The organism is Rhizobium atlanticum (assembly GCF_030182485.1).
Taxonomy (GTDB): Bacteria; Pseudomonadota; Alphaproteobacteria; order Rhizobiales; family Rhizobiaceae; genus Rhizobium.
Genome location: NZ_JAQJCJ010000027.1, coordinates 17,475 through 33,009, shown reverse-complemented (window position 1 = coordinate 33,009; position 15,535 = coordinate 17,475). Strand labels below are relative to the sequence as shown.

At 61.0% G+C, this 15,535-nt stretch carries 14 protein-coding genes; 6 read left to right on the top strand and 8 right to left on the bottom strand.

The genetic code is table 11. The features are described from left to right. Positions 1-105 precede the first annotated feature (105 nt). The 3 genes from PH551_RS28755 (at position 106) to PH551_RS28745 (ending at position 4,811) form a co-directional block, all read left to right on the top strand. Complete coding sequence (locus PH551_RS28755) at positions 106-999, top strand: LysR family transcriptional regulator (RefSeq protein WP_285196047.1); 894 nt, start codon at positions 106-108, stop codon at positions 997-999. 163 nt (positions 1,000-1,162) lie between these two features. Then, complete coding sequence (locus tag PH551_RS28750) at positions 1,163-2,674, top strand: ATPase domain-containing protein (protein ID WP_285196046.1); 1,512 nt, start codon at positions 1,163-1,165, stop codon at positions 2,672-2,674. Beyond that, entirely contained in the window at positions 2,649-4,811 is a 2,163-nt protein-coding gene (locus PH551_RS28745; protein WP_285196045.1) for a PAS domain-containing hybrid sensor histidine kinase/response regulator, read from the top strand. Before PH551_RS28750 ends, PH551_RS28745 begins: the two co-directional genes overlap by 26 nt. Here PH551_RS28745 and mobB read toward each other — a convergent pair. Genes mobB through PH551_RS28730 form a run of 3 tightly spaced genes read right to left on the bottom strand, consistent with a single transcriptional unit; the run spans position 4,743 to position 6,808 of the window. After that, a complete protein-coding gene (mobB, locus tag PH551_RS28740; RefSeq protein WP_285196043.1) occupies positions 4,743-5,264 on the bottom strand; it encodes a molybdopterin-guanine dinucleotide biosynthesis protein B in 522 nt (173 codons plus the stop codon). The genes PH551_RS28745 and mobB overlap by 69 nt on opposite strands. Further along, positions 5,261-5,890 carry a molybdenum cofactor guanylyltransferase MobA gene (gene mobA / locus PH551_RS28735; protein WP_285196042.1) on the bottom strand — a complete coding sequence of 210 codons (630 nt, stop codon included), beginning with the start codon at positions 5,888-5,890 and terminating at the stop codon, positions 5,261-5,263. Before mobA ends, mobB begins: the two co-directional genes overlap by 4 nt. 9 nt (positions 5,891-5,899) lie before the next feature. Next, positions 5,900-6,808, bottom strand: coding sequence for a DMT family transporter (locus PH551_RS28730; RefSeq protein ID WP_285196041.1), 909 nt, complete (start codon positions 6,806-6,808; stop codon positions 5,900-5,902). Positions 6,809-7,139: 331 nt separating this feature from the next. Here PH551_RS28730 and PH551_RS28725 point away from each other — a divergent pair, with 331 nt between their 5' ends. Further along, a complete protein-coding gene (locus PH551_RS28725) occupies positions 7,140-7,907 on the top strand; it encodes an SDR family oxidoreductase (protein WP_285196040.1) in 768 nt (255 codons plus the stop codon). Between the two features lie 259 nt (positions 7,908-8,166). On the opposite strand, the gene PH551_RS28720 is transcribed toward PH551_RS28725, so the two are convergent. The 5 genes from PH551_RS28720 to PH551_RS28700 all read right to left on the bottom strand — a co-directional run bounded on the left by PH551_RS28720 (position 8,167) and on the right by PH551_RS28700 (position 13,529). Beyond that, positions 8,167-8,949, bottom strand: coding sequence for a glucose 1-dehydrogenase (locus tag PH551_RS28720; protein ID WP_097601475.1), 783 nt, complete (start codon positions 8,947-8,949; stop codon positions 8,167-8,169). Between the two features lie 180 nt (positions 8,950-9,129). Further along, entirely contained in the window at positions 9,130-9,918 is a 789-nt protein-coding gene (locus tag PH551_RS28715) for an SDR family oxidoreductase (protein ID WP_085778403.1), read from the bottom strand. 77 nt (positions 9,919-9,995) lie between these two features. After that, positions 9,996-11,474 carry a sugar ABC transporter ATP-binding protein gene (locus PH551_RS28710; RefSeq protein WP_085778402.1) on the bottom strand — a complete coding sequence of 493 codons (1,479 nt, stop codon included), beginning with the start codon at positions 11,472-11,474 and terminating at the stop codon, positions 9,996-9,998. 28 nt (positions 11,475-11,502) lie between these two features. After that, positions 11,503-12,432 (bottom strand): sugar ABC transporter substrate-binding protein, encoded by a 930-nt coding sequence (locus PH551_RS28705; RefSeq protein ID WP_085778401.1) that lies wholly within the window; start codon positions 12,430-12,432, stop codon positions 11,503-11,505. 116 nt (positions 12,433-12,548) lie between these two features. After that, positions 12,549-13,529, bottom strand: coding sequence for an ABC transporter permease (locus PH551_RS28700; protein ID WP_085778400.1), 981 nt, complete (start codon positions 13,527-13,529; stop codon positions 12,549-12,551). A gap of 212 nt (positions 13,530-13,741) precedes the next feature. On the opposite strand from PH551_RS28700, the gene PH551_RS28695 reads away from it, so the two are divergent. Both PH551_RS28695 and PH551_RS28690 read left to right on the top strand, forming a co-directional pair. After that, positions 13,742-14,551 carry a transketolase gene (locus tag PH551_RS28695; protein WP_097601479.1) on the top strand — a complete coding sequence of 270 codons (810 nt, stop codon included), beginning with the start codon at positions 13,742-13,744 and terminating at the stop codon, positions 14,549-14,551. Then, positions 14,551-15,507: a transketolase family protein gene (locus PH551_RS28690; protein WP_085778398.1), complete on the top strand. Its 957-nt coding sequence runs from the start codon at positions 14,551-14,553 to the stop codon at positions 15,505-15,507. Before PH551_RS28695 ends, PH551_RS28690 begins: the two co-directional genes overlap by 1 nt. Positions 15,508-15,535 lie beyond the last annotated feature (28 nt).

Below are 15,535 nucleotides of genomic sequence, written 5' to 3'. Positions count from 1 at the left end.
TGTCTGGGCCCGGACAGGATCGTCCGCGTTCCAGGATAGGTAGCGAGTGGCTTTAGGTTGGATTAGATGGTATCAGCGGCAAGGACCTATGAGAAAGTTTCATAAATGCCGCGCCCGACCATTGATGATCTCATCGTCTTTCTTGCCGTTGCCCGTGCACAGAGTTTCACGAAGGCGGCGGGGAAGCTGGGCGTATCGCAATCGGCGCTCAGCCACGCCATTCGGGGACTCGAAGAGCGGCTAGGGCTGCGATTGCTGGCGCGCACGACGCGCAGCGTCTCGCCGACCGAGGCCGGCCAGCGCCTGCTCGCCACCATCGGTCCGCGAGTGGACGAGATCGAGACCGAACTCGCAGCCCTCAGCGCGTTTCGGGAAAAGCCGGCCGGTACCATCCGCATCAATGCCGGCGAGCATGCGGCGGAGACGGTGCTCTGGCCCGTCCTGGAAAAACTCCTGCCCGACTATCCCGACATCAATCTCGAGATCATCGTCGATTACGGCCTGACCGACATCGTCGCCGAACGTTACGATGCGGGCGTGCGGCTGGGGGAACAGGTGGCGAAGGACATGATCGCGGTGCGCATCGGTCCCGACATGCGCATGGCCGTGGTCGGCGCTCCCGCTTATTTCGAACGACGTCCGAAACCGTCCAGGCCGCAGGATCTTATGGACCACAACTGCATCAACCTGCGCCTGCCGACCTATGGCGGCATCTATGCGTGGGAGTTCGAGAAGGAAGGACACGAACTGAAGGTTCGTGTCGAAGGACAGCTGGTGTTCAACAATATTGGGCTGCGGCTGAATGCGGCACTGGCCGGAGCGGGGCTGGCCTATATGCCGGAGGATGCCGTGGAACTGCATGTTGCCAGCGGCCGGCTCACGCGCGTGCTAGAAGACTGGTGCCCACCATTTCCCGGCTACCATCTCTACTATCCGAGCCGCAGGCATGCTTCGGCGGCTTTCGCGCTGGTCGTGGATGCCCTTCGCCTTCGGCGATAGAGGCCTGTTTCCCGGCCGACCGCCCAGGCATGCAGATCAGCGCCGACGACCTTCCCAAACGGACTTCCATAGCTCTTTGAAGCCGCGGCAAATGGGACTGCGCGGCTGATTTGACATTCTATCGGTCGCCGCTACTTCAAATAAAAACTGAAGGAAACAATGAATGAATACTGCTGTGCCTGCCACGAAAGCTCGGACTGGAGTGTCCGGTTTAGACAAAATTCTGGCGGGCGGACTTTCCACGGGTCACGTGTTTCTACTGGAAGGGAATCCGGGAGCGGGCAAAACCACCATTGCCCTGCAGTTCCTGATCGAAGGCGCACGACTCGGCGAGCAGGGGCTCTACATCACACTTTCGGAAACGGAGAGCGAATTACGGGCCGGCGCCGCGTCGCATGGGATGGTGATCGACGGCAATATCGAGGTCTTCGAGGTCGTGCCGCCGGAAAGCCTGCTTGATGCCGATCAGCAGCAGAGCCTCCTTTATTCGTCGGATCTCGAACTTGGGGAGACGACAAAGGAGATTTTTGCCGCTTTCGAGCGGGTCAATCCTCGTCGCGTGGTTCTCGACAGCCTTTCCGAGATAAGGCTGCTTGCACAAAGCTCGCTCCGCTACCGTCGCCAGATCCTGGCGCTCAAACATTATTTTGCCCGACGGGGCGCGACGGTCCTTCTGCTCGACGATCTCACCTCCGACGTGCTCGACAAGACGGTGCACAGCGTCGTTCACGGCGTCATCCATCTCGAGGAACTGGCGCCGAGCTACGGCTCCGAGCGCCGACGTCTCAGGATCATAAAATATCGCGGACAAGCCTTCCGGGGCGGTTATCACGATTTCATCATCCAGACCGGCGGCGTCATGGTGTTTCCCCGTCTTGTTGCCGCCGAACACAGATCGACGTACCTCCGTGATCAGATTTCCTGCAATATCCCAAAGCTGGACCTTCTTCTTGGGGGCGGCCTTGAACGAGGTTCCAGCACGCTTATTCTCGGTCCTTCCGGCACAGGCAAAAGCACGTTTTCGTTTCAGTTCCTGGCGGCGGCGGTCGCACGGGGCGAGAAGGCGGCCGCCTTCATCTTCGACGAGGAGCTCGGCTTGCTATTTGCGCGCCTGAAGGCGCTCGGAATCGATCTCGAAGCGATGAGGGATGCGGATCAAATCCACATCGAACAGCTCGATGCCGCCGAACTGTCGCCGGGCGAATTCGCCCACCGGGTGCGCGACTGCGTCGACAAATCGGGAGCAAAAACAGTCATCATCGACAGTATCAACGGATATCAGTCGTCAATGCCGGATGAGAACTCGCTGATCCTTCACATGCATGAGCTGCTGCAATATCTGAACAGGCGTGGCGCCAACACCTTTCTGACCGTCGCCCAACATGGGCTGGTTGGTGACATGAAGGCACCTGTCGACGTTACGTATCTCGCCGATACCGTCATTCTTCTGCGCTACTTCGAGGCTGCGGGAAAGGTACGGCGGGCCGTTTCGGTGATCAAGAAGCGGACCGGCTTTCACGAAGATACCATCCGGGAGTACCGCATCGACGCTTCCGGGCTGACGCTTGGAGAGCCCCTCATCGGGTTCCAGGGCGTGCTTCGCGGCGTGCCTGAATTCATCGGCACTTCGGCGCCGCTCCTGTCGAGCGATGGTGGGGATAGCGGCAATTCCTAATTCCGGCAAACCGAAAGCACTGATCTACGCCCCGGCCGGGCGTGACGCCTGGGTGGCTATTTCGCTGATCGAAGAGGCCGGACTGGCATCGATTGCCGCGGCCGACCTCTCCATGTTCGCCGCGTCACTGAGCGATGACATCGCGTTCGGCGTTCTGACGGAAGAAGCGGTTCGCTCAAGCGATCTGAAGGCGATCGCCGCCTGGGTTTCGGCCCAGCCGAGCTGGTCGGACCTGCCGTTCATAGTCCTCACCACGCGAGGTGGCGGGCCTGAGCGAAATCCGGGTGCAGCCAGGCTTTCCGAGGTACTCGGCAACGTCACCTTCCTCGAAAGGCCGTTCCATGCAACGTCCTTCATCAGCGTCGCCCGGACCGCCCTGAAGGGACGTCAGCGCCAGTACGAAGCGCGCGCGCAGCTCGAGGCCCTCGGCGAGGGAGAGCGGCGGCTGCAGACCGCGCTCGCCGCGGGTCGTCTCGGGGCATGGGAGCTGGAACTGTCCTCGACGGCCTTGTCAGTCTCGGCGACATGCAAGGCAATTTTCGGCCGAGATCCAGACGATGAAGTGACTTACGACGATCTGATCGCAAGCATTCATCCCGAGGACCGGGATCTGGTGCAGGCAAGCCTGCGCCAGACGATCGACACCGGGCGGGACTATTCGATCGAGCACAGGACGATTTGGCCGGATGGATCCTTGCATTGGACAGAGGTCCACGCGCAGCTCTATGCCGACAGATATGGTTCCGCTAAGAAGCTCGTCGGCGTCTGCTCCGACACCACGGCTCGCAAGACCGCCGAGGAAAATCTGAGACGGCTCAACGAAAATCTCGAAGAACGCGTCAGGGAACGGACGAGGGAGGTCAACGCTGCCCATCAGACCCTGATCGAGGAGGTTGCCCAGCGTGAGCGCGCCGAGGAGCAGCTTCGCCAATCCCAGAAAATGGAGGCAATCGGCCAACTCACGGGCGGCGTCGCCCATGATTTCAACAACCTGCTGATGGTCGTTCTTGGAAATCTGGAGCTGCTGGGAAAGCATGTCGCCGGAGATGCCAAGGCGACGCGTCTGGTCGAGGGTGCACTGCAGGGCGCACGGCGGGGAGCGGCGCTGACGCAGCGATTGCTGGCTTTTGCAAGACAGCAGGATTTGCAGGTCAAGCCCGTCCATCTCGCCGAACTGGTTTTGGGGATGAACGACCTGCTGCGGCGCTCGGTCGGCCCCTCGGTCAGCATCGAGACCATGCTGCCGGCTGCGTTGCCGCCGGCGCTCGCCGATGCGAACCAGCTGGAACTGGCGCTGCTCAACCTTGCGGTCAATGCCCGTGATGCGATGCCGGAAGGAGGCACGCTGTGCATATCCCTGCGCGAGGAACAGGTTATAGGTAATGATCGCGATGTCGGCGAGGGCAGCTATCTTGTGCTTGCGGTCGCCGATAGCGGCATCGGTATGGATGCGGACACGCTGAAGAAGGCGGTCGATCCGTTTTTTTCGACCAAGGAGCTGGGAAAGGGGACAGGTCTTGGCCTGTCGATGATCCACGGGCTTGCCGTCCAGCTCAACGGCGCTCTTGTTCTGAAAAGTGAAGTTGGGGTGGGAACGACCGCGGAATTGTGGCTTCCGGCGACCGGAATGTGCCCCGAGCGGCCGGTCGATGAATTGCCTGCACCTCAAGCCGCGTCGAGACTGAGGATTCTTTTGGTCGATGACGATGCGCTAATCGCGATGAGTTCGGTCGACATGCTGGAAGATCTCGGCCACGAGGTCGTCGAAGCAAATTCCGGCTCCGAGGCGCTCGAGCTCATCAGGAGCGGTGAGCATTTCGACTTGATGATCACCGATTATTCGATGCCCGGCATGACGGGCGCGCAGCTCGCCCTGTCGGTGCGGGGCCTGTACCCGCACCTGCCGATCGTTCTGGCGACAGGTTATGCCGATCTTCCTGCCGGCACGGACATTGATCTTCCGCGATTGGGAAAGCCCTACAATCAGGCTCAACTCGCCAAGGAAATTACCAAGGCAATGGCAAGCGCCGCGCCTCCGATTTTGAGACCTGGCCGCAATGCAGGCGCTTCAGGCGCTAACCTGTCCAAGGCCGACGACAGCCGCGATGAAATCGGCGATGGCGCCTGTGTTGTCTAGATCGAAGACCGGCAGGGACGTATCCGCTACGGCGTGATCGGCGGCGATCGCGCAGATATGAGGATCGGTCGGCGCCAGCGGCTCGCGATTGGCGGCCTCCAGGCGTCGCGCCTCGATCTTCGGGATCGGCTCGCGCTTATAGCCTTCGATCAGAACGAGATCGCAAGGGACAAGCCGCGCGAGGATTTCCTTGAACTCGGGTTCGGGCGCGCCGCGGAGCTCATGCATGATGGCGTAACGAGTGCCGGAGACGATGGTGACCTCATGAGCGCCGGCCTGGCGGTGACGGTAGCTGTCGGCTCCGACCTTGTCGATGTCGAAATCATGATGGGCATGCTTGATCGTCGAGATCCGGTAGCCGCGGCGGGTGAACTCCGTCACCAGCCGGACGGCAAGTCCGGTTTTGCCTGAGTTCTTCCAGCCGGCGATGCCGAAGATTTTCGGTGCGGTCATGTGCGCAGGGCCTCCAGCCAGCGTTGCGCCTCGATGAGATCGTCAGGCGTGTTGATGTTGAAGAAGGGGTCGAGCAGGCTGGCGCGGGTCGGATGCAGCGGAAATGCCACTTCCGTAACGTCATGCCGCAACAGGAAGTCGCGCACGCGGCGTTTCTCGTCGGTAGCGATCCAGGCTTCCAGATCGGCGGCCAGTGTCACCGGCCAGAGACCGAAGACCGGATGGCTGCGGCCCTCTGAGGCGGCAATGGCGATCTGCGACGGGCGCTCCAGGGCTGCGGCCAGACGGGCGACGAGATCGATGGGAAAGAACGGGCAATCCACAGAGACGGTTACGACATGGGAAATCGCCGGAAGGCCAGCGCCGTAGACCATGGCCGCGTGAATGCCGGCCATCGGCCCGGCCTTGCCAGGAATGCGGTCGGGAACCGCGGCCACGTCCTCGGCGACTGCGTCAGCGTTGACAGCAACTGAGATGACCTGCTGCGAGAGACGGAGCAGCACATGGCGAAGCAGGCTCTCGGTTCCGAGCATCACCTCCGCCTTGTCGCGGCCCATGCGTTGCGAGCGGCCGCCGGCCAGCACGACGCCTGCTATGTCGGATCTGTCGAGCGGGAGTTCAGCCATTATCCTGCCTCAAACCGGTGAGCGCGGCGCCGATTCCTGCGCGATCGGGGGCACGCGGCGCTTGGCTTCACGATAGAACGTATAGAGGCCGGAAGCGATGACGATTGCGGCACCGAGGAGTGTCCAGCTGTCAGGCACTTCAGCGAAGAAGAAAAAGCCGAGCAGCGAGGAGAAGATCAGGCTGGTATAACGAAAGGGCGCGACGAAGGAAATTTCCCCGGTGCGCATGGCGAGGATCACGGACTGATAGCCGACGAGTACCAGCACTGAGGCGAGAAGGAGGTGTCCAAGGGAAGTCACGCTGACCGGCTGCCAGCCGCCGAGCACAGGAATGAGAAGCGCGCCGAAGAAGGAGATGGAGGTCGCGGTGATGACGGTGATCATCAACGATGGAATCTCCGGATCGATCGAGCGGGTGGCGAGATCGCGGCCGGCCGTCGTCATGACCGCACCGACGCAGAGGAGGGCGGCCGCGGTGAACCCTTCGGGGCCGGGGCGGATAATGATCATCACGCCAACGAGGCCGACGATGATCGCCGACCAGCGCCGCCAGCCGACAGGCTCCTTGAAGAAGAGCGCGGCGCCGAAGGTGACGACCAGCGGCAGTGACTGCAGGATCGCTGAGGCATTGGCGATCGGCATCATGCCGAGCGCGGTGATATAGGTGACGGCAGAGAGCATCTCGCAGATGATGCGGAGAATGATCATCGGCTTCAGCACGACGCGCCAGGAGCGCAGCGCGCCCATTTTCCTCGCGATCAGGTAGACGAGCAGGCTTGTGAAAAGGCCGCGCAGGAACATGATCTCGCCCGCATTCATATGGGCGATCACCGATTTGGAGAGTGCGTCGCTCGCGGAAAAGCCGGCCATCGCCATGCTCATATAGATGGCGCCCTCGGTATTGCGTGACCGCGACATGAAGAGATTCCCTTTACCTGTGCGCTCCTTCTTAGTCGGGATGATAAATGAAGGGAATCGAATGAATGTCACACCCTGGGATAAATCGATGATGCAGCGCACAATGACGCTGACGTTACGGCAGGCGACTATATGGAACTTGCGTCAAATGCCGATCTAGCTCGCGAATCCGATGTGGCCAGTATAATTTCCTTCCCAATCCGGTTGCGAAACTGATCGCTGATCAAGACCATCCGCATTCGCGAGTTTTGCCTTTGCGCGCGGGAAACGGGTGGCTGCATCGACTGATGTCTGAGATCTGGGATGCCTCGACAACTGAGGAGAAACGGACATGACACTTCTGACCGACAAAACCGCGATCATCACCGGCGCAAGCTCGGGCATCGGCCATGCGGCCGCGAAGGTTTTTGCACGCCAAGGCGCGAGACTGGTAATCAACGGCCGGCGGCAGGAGGCGCTCGATGCCGTCGTCGCCGAGATCGAGGCAGAGGGCGGTGAGGCTGTCGCCATTGCCGGCGACGTCAGGGACGAGGCGCTGCAAGCAAGGCTGGCCGAAACAGCGGTTTCGCGGTTCGGTACGCTCGATATCGCCTTCAACAATGCCGGTGGACTCGGCGAGATGGGGCCGGTCGGAGGAGTGTCACTGGAGGGCTGGCGCGAGACGATCGAGACCAATCTGACGGCCGCCTTCCTCGGCGCCAAGCACCAGTCGGCGGCGATGGGAGAGGGCGGCGGTTCGCTGATCTTCACCTCCACCTTCGTCGGCTACACTGCCGGCATTCCCGGCATGGGCGCCTATGCGGCGAGCAAGGCCGGCTTAATTGGTCTCGTGCAGGTGCTGGCCGTTGAACTCGCGTCCCGCAAAATCCGCGTCAACGCGCTGCTGCCTGGTGGGACCGATACGCCTGCCAGCATCACTAACGCGCCCGATGCCACCGCGGAACTGCTCGCCTTCGTCAATGGGCTTCATGCGTTGAAACGCATGGCGCTGCCAGAAGAGATCGCCAATGCGGCGCTCTTCTTGGCGTCCGACCTGTCTAGCTTCGTGACGGGGACGGCGATGTTGGCGGATGGTGGGGTGTCGATCAGCCGGACGTAATTGGGTGAGGGGCGTTCATTTTGTCTTCGCTGGCGCTCCGCGAAGCCAGGCAATGAAGGGCGTGCCGTGTGGCCCCCTCATCTGCCTGCCGGCATCTTCTCCCCGAGGGGAGAAGGGACTCGTGGCGGCGCCTTGCTCCCTCTTCTCCCGAGCGGGGAGAAGATGCCCGTCAGGGCAGATGAGGGGGCGAGGAGCGTCGGCGGCAAGCGAAAGGTATATGGCTGCTTCAGGTTCCAGCTTCAATGCCTTCCCAGCCCGCCTACGACATGATCAACCCGCCATCGACATTGATCGTCTGGCCGGTGATGTAAGCGGCGTCGTCGCTGGCGAGGAAGGTCACCAGGCCGGCGACGTCCTCGCCGGAGCCGGCGCGTTTCATCGGGATGCCCTCGACCCATTCCTTCATCAGCTCGCCCGGGCCGTAATTGCCGAGCAGCTTGCCCCAGGCCTGGTCGTTGTAGGCCCACATGTCGGTCTCGATGATGCCGGGGCAGAAGGCGTTGACGGTGATGTTATCGGTCGCGACTTCCTTGGCGAGGCTTTGGGTGATGCCAACGACGCCCATTTTCGAGGCGGCGTAGTGCGGCGTGAAGATGAAACCGTCGCGGGCCTGGCCGGAGGCGGTGTTGATGATCCGGCCTCCGCGCTTGTGCTTGCGCATTCTTGCAATGGCCTCCTGGGCGCAGAGGAAAACGCCCTTGGTGTTGACGGCCATGACCTTGTCCCACTCGTTTTCGGTCAGATCCTCGACGCGGGCGATAGTGATGACGCCTGCGTTCTGGATAGAGACGTCGACGGTGCCGAATTCCTTTTCGGCGGCATCGTAGAGCGCGATGACGCTCGCCTTGTCGGTAACGTCACCGATGAAGGAGATCGCCTTGCCGCCTTCGGATCTGATCCCTTCGGCAACGCCATGGACCAAGTCCTCATTTGCCGAGACGACGAGATTGGCGCCTTCGCGGGCAAAGCGTTTGGCGATGGCAGCGCCGATGCCGCGGCTGCCTCCGGTAATGACGACAGTCTTGTTTTCGAAGCGTTTCATGCTCTTTCCTCGTATCCTGACATAACAGCAAATCTGGGCGCGGCCCGCGGCTGTCCGGCGTGAAGGGCGGGCAGACGACGATATCGCACGCCGTCGTGCCCGTTGGTCCCTTTAGCGCCTCGGTCTCAGCCAAGGAGGGAGCGAGACCGTTCATTGTCCAGCTGCCGGCTTCTCATCTCATCACCAGCAGCAGAAACCGCCATCGACGAGAAGATCGACGCCGGTCACGAAACTTGCTGCATTCGACAGAAGGAACACCGCCGGACCTACCATTTCGTCGACGGTTGCCATGCGCTGCATCGGCGTCTGCTCTTCGAAGAGCTTGGTCTGGTGGACCATCTCAGGACGGGTGTTCATCGGCGTTGCGGTGTATCCGGGGGAGATGGTGTTGACGCGGATGCCGCGGCCGACCCATTCCATGGCCAGGGACTTCGACATATGGATGACGCCCGCCTTGGAGGCGTTGTAATGCGCCTGGCTCAGCCCCCGGTTGACGATGACGCCGGACATGGAGGCGATGTTGACAATGGAGCCGCGCCCATTCTTCAACATTGCGCGGGCTTCGGCCTGGCAGGACAGGAATATGCCCTTGAGGTTGATATCCATCAGCGTCTGATATTGATCCTCCTCCATCTCCTCCGCCGGGTTGGCGTTGGCGATGCCGGCAGCGTTGACGGCAAGCGTCAGGGTGCCGAGATCGGCTTCGGTGCGTGCGACGGCATCTGCAAGGGAGGATTTGCTCGTGACGTCAGCCGCGATCTCGATCGAGCGGCAGCCGGCGGCGCGGATATATTCGGCTGTCCTCGCCAGTCCGTCGTCGGTCCGGCGGTCGAGCAGGGCCACGTCGGCGCCGCATTGGGCAAGGCCCATGGCAATGCGCTGCCCGATGCCGCTGCCGGCGCCGGTGACGATGGCAACCTGGCCGCTGAGATCGAAAAGCTTCGGGGCGTTCAGAGTGATGTCGGACACCGCTCTTCCTTTCTCTGTTGTTTTGTTTTCACGCAATTCCTGACGCAAAACCGCTGCACACTTTTGCTGGAATTGCTTTAGATGGTAGCGAGCTCCATGACCGAAACGTCATTCGCCTGGTCACGATCGAGGATCCCTGCTTGCTTGCCTTGTGCGAGCACGAGAATGCGATTGGAGACGCCGAGCACTTCCTCGAGGTCCGAGCTTACAACGATGACCGCCACGCCCTGTTTGGCAAGATTGACGATAATGTCGTAGATGCCGGCGCGGGCGCCGACATCAATGCCTCTCGTCGGTTCGTCGAGCACGACGACCTTCGGATCGCGCATGAGCCACTTGGCGATCACGACCTTCTGCTGATTGCCGCCTGATAGGTCCGAGGCGTATTGCTCGGCACGGCCCTTGACGCCGAACTTGGCGACGGCCTTTTCCGCAAAGGAGCGCTTGATGCGCGGTGTGATCCAGCCGCCGCCCAGTTTGTCGAGATTGGCGTAGACGATGTTCTCGCTGATCCGGTGCCCGACGACGAGGCCTTGCTCCTTGCGGTCTTCGGGAACCATCACGATACCCCTCGCGATCGCGTCCGCGGGATCGCGCAGGCTCAGTTCCTCGCCTTCCAGTTTGATCGAACCGGCGCTGATCGGATCTGCGCCCGAAATGGCACGCACCAGTTCGGTGCGGCCGGCGCCGACCAGCCCGGCGATGCCGAGAATTTCGCCGGCCCGCACCTCGAAGGTAACGTGACGGAACGAGTCGTCCGGCGAGCTCAGGCCGGAGACTTGAAGCACCGGGCGATCTGTCGGAACGGGCAGGGTGGGGAACAGGCGGTCAAGCGGGCGTCCGACCATGCTCTCGACAATGGTTCGCACCGGGGTGGCGCTATCTGCGAATTCCTGCACCCGCTCGCCGTCGCGAAGAACGACGATGCGGTCGGTGATCTTCTTGATCTCTTCCATACGGTGGGAAATGTAGACGATGCCCACGCCTTCCGACCGAAGCTTGCGAACCTGTTCGAACAGAGCTTCCGTCTCTGCGCCGCCCAGGGCGGCTGTCGGCTCATCGAGGATCAGCAGCTTTGCGTTGAGCGCCAGCGCCTTGGCGATCTCGATGAGTTGCTGATTTGCCGTGGAAAGGCCGGCGACCTTCCGCGTTGCCGGTATGTGAAGGTTCAAGCGAGCAAGCTGGTCCTGGGCGCGGCGAACCATCTGGGCACGATCGACGACGCCGTTTTTCATCGGCCAGCGTCCGATGAAGACGTTTTCGGCGATCGAGAGTTGTGGCAGAAGCTGCAGTTCCTGGTGGATCAGGACAATGCCCTTGTCGATCGCCTCCCTGGGATTGGCCGGGGCATAGGGCTGCCCCAGCCATGTCATCGATCCTTCGGACGGCGTGCGGGAACCGGCTATGATGCCCGACAGCGTGGACTTGCCTGCTCCGTTTTCACCCAGAAGAGCAACCACTTCGCCGGGACAGACGTCCAGGCTGACATTCTTCAGCACTTGGAGCGGCCCATACCACTTGGATATGCCCCTCAGGGAGAGAACGGGATCAGTCATGGCACACCTCCTCAAGACCTCGGCTTTATCAGGGATGGTTGGCGATGAAGCCTGCGACGTTTTCCTTGGTTGTCAGCGTGGCATCCATGAGCTGGACCGGGGGTACCTTCTCGCCGGCGACAAGCTTGGCGGCATTTTCAACGGCGTCGCGGCCCATCTTCTGTGTCTGCTGAGTGGCCGTAACGTCGAAGACGCCCTTGCTGAGGGCTTCGAGCGCTGCGGTGTCGCCGTCGAAGCCGCCAACCACGATCTTCTGGGAAGGTTTCGCGACCTTGATCGCCTGGGCGGCGCCGAGTGCAAGAGCATCAGCCTGAGCGAATACGATCGAAACGTCCGGGTTGGCCTGCAGCATGTTCTGCATGATCTGGAAGCCTTCATCCTGGCTCCAGATGTTGGAGTACTGCTCGGCGACGACCTTCACATCCGGGTTGGCCTTAAGAGATTCACCGCAGCCCTTCGAGCGATCGACTTCCGGGGTCGTGCCCTTCTGGCCATGAATGATGACCATCTTCCCCTTGCCGCCGGCTTCCTTCAGGATATAGTCGCAGACGGCCTTGGCTGAGGCGACGGAATCCGTTGCGAGGAATGTGTCGCCCGGGGCCCCCTCCGCGTTGCGGTCAACGTTAACCACCGGGATGCCGGCATTCTTGGCGAGCTTGACCGGAACGCTCGCAGCGGCCGCACCTGCCGGAATGTAGATCAGCGCGTCGATTTTCTGGGTCAGAAGATCCTGGATCTGGTTGACCTGTGTCGGCCCGTCGCCCTTGGCGTCGACCGTAATGACCTCGATGCCGCGCTTCTTGGCTTCGGCCTCGACCGATTGCTTGATCTGGTTGAAGAAGTTTGCCTGCAGGTTGGCGACGGCGAGGCCGAGCTTCTTCAGTTCCGCCGCGTGTACCGGACCAAGCATGAGACCGAGCAGTGCGGCAGATGCGAGCATGGTGCGCGCTATTTTCATTGTAGTTCCTCCGTTGTTAATGGCACCCTCGGGTATGTCCTCCCCCTCGGGTTATTGATCCGCCCCGATCTTTCAGGGCGGAATTCCGGGTCCGCCAAAGCGGCGGAGCCTGCTCGTCAGGCTCGACGCCGACGAATGGTTTCAGCGCCGACCGCAAGCACGATGACGATGCCGATGATCACCTGCTGAAGAAACGGTGAGACGTTGAGAAGATTGAGACCGTTGCGCAGCACTCCGATGATGAGAACGCCGATCAGAGTTCCTCCGATGCCGCCCGTACCGCCGGAGAGCGACGTCCCGCCGATAACGACTGCGGCGATGGTGTCGAGCTCATAGCCGAGGCCGCTGGAGGGCTGGACGGAATCGAGCCGGGCTGCGAGCACGACGCCTGCAAGTCCCGCAAGGACCGCACTCACGACATAGACGCTGATCGTTACAAGCGGAACATTGATGCCGGCCAGGCGCGCAACCTCGGGGTTTCCGCCCACGGCATAGAGCATGCGACCTTCGGACCGGAAGTGCAGGAAAAGCCATGCCGCCAGAACAACCGCAAGCATAAGAAAGACTGTGGCAGTCATGACGCCAAAGTGGCGATCGATCGCCAGCATCATGAACCAGTCGGGGAAGCCGACGATTTGCTGGCCGTCGGTGATCATGTTGGCAACGCCGCGGGCGGCCGACATCATTGCCAGAGTGGCGATAAAGGCCGGAACCCTGAACTGCGTCACCAGAAGTCCGACGATCAGTCCGCAAACAGCCGAGGCGATCAGCGCAAAGGCGATGCCGACGGGCAGGGGCAGGCCGGCGACGTTTGCGGTCCAGCCCATGACCATCATCGCCAGGGCGAGTGCCGAGCCGACGGAGAGATCGATGCCGCCGATCAGGATGACGAACGTCATGCCGACCGCCATAATGCCGAGAACGGTGATCTGGTCGAGAATGTTCAGGCCGTTTCGAACCGATAGAAACGTGTCCGTGCTGAAGCTCAGAAAGATGCATAGCGCGAGCAGACCCACGAGCGGGCCGGTAGCTCCCTTGAGCTTGCCCAGCCACGCACCGGACGAAAGCCTGTGTTCATTGATATCGAGCGCCACCATTGCTCCTCCCTATGCTTTAGGCCTTTATCGGTTATCCGTTCAGTGCAGAATAAATATTCATGCCTGCTGGAAAATTCATTAACAACTTGGTTTCCGGCTGTCAATAACATTTCCGGTCACGTACGCTCTCGAGAGCTTCGCCAGAGGGGTTGACTAATCGATCTGTTGTGCAAAAATATTGATGGTTGAATATTTATGCACACGAGGAGCCCATGGATACGACAGAACTCGAGCGTATCGCCCGCGAAATCCGATTGCGCGATCTCCAGGCGGTTTTTGAAGCTGGCGCCGGCCATATTGGTGGAGAGATGTCGGTCATCGACATTTTGACCGCCCTCTATTTTCGTGTGCTGAATGTCTGGCCTGATCAGCCCAAACACCCCAACCGCGACAGGTTCGTGCTTTCAAAGGGGCATACGGCTTGCGCTCTCTACGTGACGCTCGCAAAACGCGGCTTCATTCCGGAAGAGGAGATTTCCACCTTCTTGCAGCCGCATTCGAGGCTGAACGGACATCCGAATTGCAATAAGGTTCCTGGCGTCGAGACGAACACGGGGCCGCTCGGCCACGGTCTTCCGGTCGCAGTCGGAATGGCGAAGGCCGCCAAACTCTCGGGCGGGAAATTTCACACCTACGTCGTCACCGGAGACGGTGAGATGCAGGAGGGGTCCAACTGGGAAGCGATAATGGCGGCCGCCCAGTTCAAGCTCGATAATCTGACGCTGGTCATCGATCACAACAGGTTCCAGCAGGGAGCTGCGCTCGCCGAAACCAATGATCTCGCCCCTCTTCGTCCGAAGCTTGAAGCCTTCGATTGGGAAGTCACCGAAATCAATGGGAACAAGATGAGCGAAGTCGTTCCTGCTCTCGAACACCGGGGATCAAGGCCACATTGCATCGTCGCCCACACCAACAAGGGCCATGGAATCTCGTTCATGCAGGACCGGGTCGAGTGGCACCACAAGGTTCCGAGTAGGGAACAATACGAAATCGCATTGGCAGAATTGTCGGAGGCACTGTAATGAACGCGCCAGTAAACCCACCCAAGCTTCACGATTGCCGCGACGCATTCGCCTCCACGCTCGAGCGGCTGGCTGCCGAAAACGAAACGATCGTTGCCGTCTGCAATGATTCCGTCGGTTCCTCCAAGCTCGGCGGCTTCAAGTCGAAGTTTCCGGAGCGCCTCGTCAATGTCGGGATCGCGGAGCAGAACATGGTCGGCGTCGGTGCAGGGCTTGCCAATGGCGGACGGCTGCCCTTCGTGTGCGGCGCTGCTCCGTTTCTCACGGGCCGGTCGCTGGAGCAGATCAAGGCCGACATTTCCTACTCGAACGCCAACGTCAAGTTGGTCGGCATTTCGTCCGGAATGGCATATGGCGAACTCGGCCCGACCCATCACTCGATCGAAGATTTCGCCTGGACGCGGGTCCTGCCCAATCTCCCGGTCATCGCGCCCTGCGACCGGATCGAAACCGCCGCTGCCGTCGCCTGGGCGGCAACCTACAGCGGGCCCTGCTTCCTGCGTCTGTCGCGGGTCGGTGTGCCCGACCTGCTTCGGGAAGGCCATAAATTCGAACTGGGCAAGGCGAATCTCCTTCGCCAAGGTTCCCAAGTCACTCTGATCGCCAATGGGACATTGACGCATCGCATCGTGAAGGCTGCCGAAATTCTCGCAGACCGCGGCATCGATGCCAGGGTGCTCAACCTCGCAACGGTTCGTCCGATCGACGAGGAGGCCATCATCGCCGCAGCTAGGGAAACCGGAGCGATCGTCACGGCCGAAGAGCACTCAATCTTTGGCGGGCTCGGCTCCGCGGTGGCCGAAGTGGTGGTCGACCATGCTCCAGTGCCGATGAAGCGTCTCGGGGTTCCCGGCGTCTACGCCCCGACCGGTTCAGCGGAGTTCCTGCTCGACGAATTCGGGATGGCGCCGTCCGCAATCGCCGACGCCGCGCAGTCGCTGATCGAGCGCAAGTGATTGGGATCACGTGACCGGCCGGGACGCT

Coding starts and splice junctions, on each gene's coding strand:
- PH551_RS28755 (WP_285196047.1), top strand. CDS start 106: ATGCCGCGCCCGACCATTGATGATCTCATCGTCTTTCTTGCCGTTGCC.
- PH551_RS28750 (WP_285196046.1), top strand. CDS start 1,163: ATGAATACTGCTGTGCCTGCCACGAAAGCTCGGACTGGAGTGTCCGGT.
- PH551_RS28745 (WP_285196045.1), top strand. CDS start 2,649: ATGGTGGGGATAGCGGCAATTCCTAATTCCGGCAAACCGAAAGCACTG.
- mobB (WP_285196043.1), bottom strand. CDS start 5,264: ATGACCGCACCGAAAATCTTCGGCATCGCCGGCTGGAAGAACTCAGGC.
- mobA (WP_285196042.1), bottom strand. CDS start 5,890: ATGGCTGAACTCCCGCTCGACAGATCCGACATAGCAGGCGTCGTGCTG.
- PH551_RS28730 (WP_285196041.1), bottom strand. CDS start 6,808: ATGTCGCGGTCACGCAATACCGAGGGCGCCATCTATATGAGCATGGCG.
- PH551_RS28725 (WP_285196040.1), top strand. CDS start 7,140: ATGACACTTCTGACCGACAAAACCGCGATCATCACCGGCGCAAGCTCG.
- PH551_RS28720 (WP_097601475.1), bottom strand. CDS start 8,949: ATGAAACGCTTCGAAAACAAGACTGTCGTCATTACCGGAGGCAGCCGC.
- PH551_RS28710 (WP_085778402.1), bottom strand. CDS start 11,474: ATGACTGATCCCGTTCTCTCCCTGAGGGGCATATCCAAGTGGTATGGG.
- PH551_RS28705 (WP_085778401.1), bottom strand. CDS start 12,432: ATGAAAATAGCGCGCACCATGCTCGCATCTGCCGCACTGCTCGGTCTC.
- PH551_RS28700 (WP_085778400.1), bottom strand. CDS start 13,529: ATGGTGGCGCTCGATATCAATGAACACAGGCTTTCGTCCGGTGCGTGG.
- PH551_RS28695 (WP_097601479.1), top strand. CDS start 13,742: ATGGATACGACAGAACTCGAGCGTATCGCCCGCGAAATCCGATTGCGC.
- PH551_RS28690 (WP_085778398.1), top strand. CDS start 14,551: ATGAACGCGCCAGTAAACCCACCCAAGCTTCACGATTGCCGCGACGCA.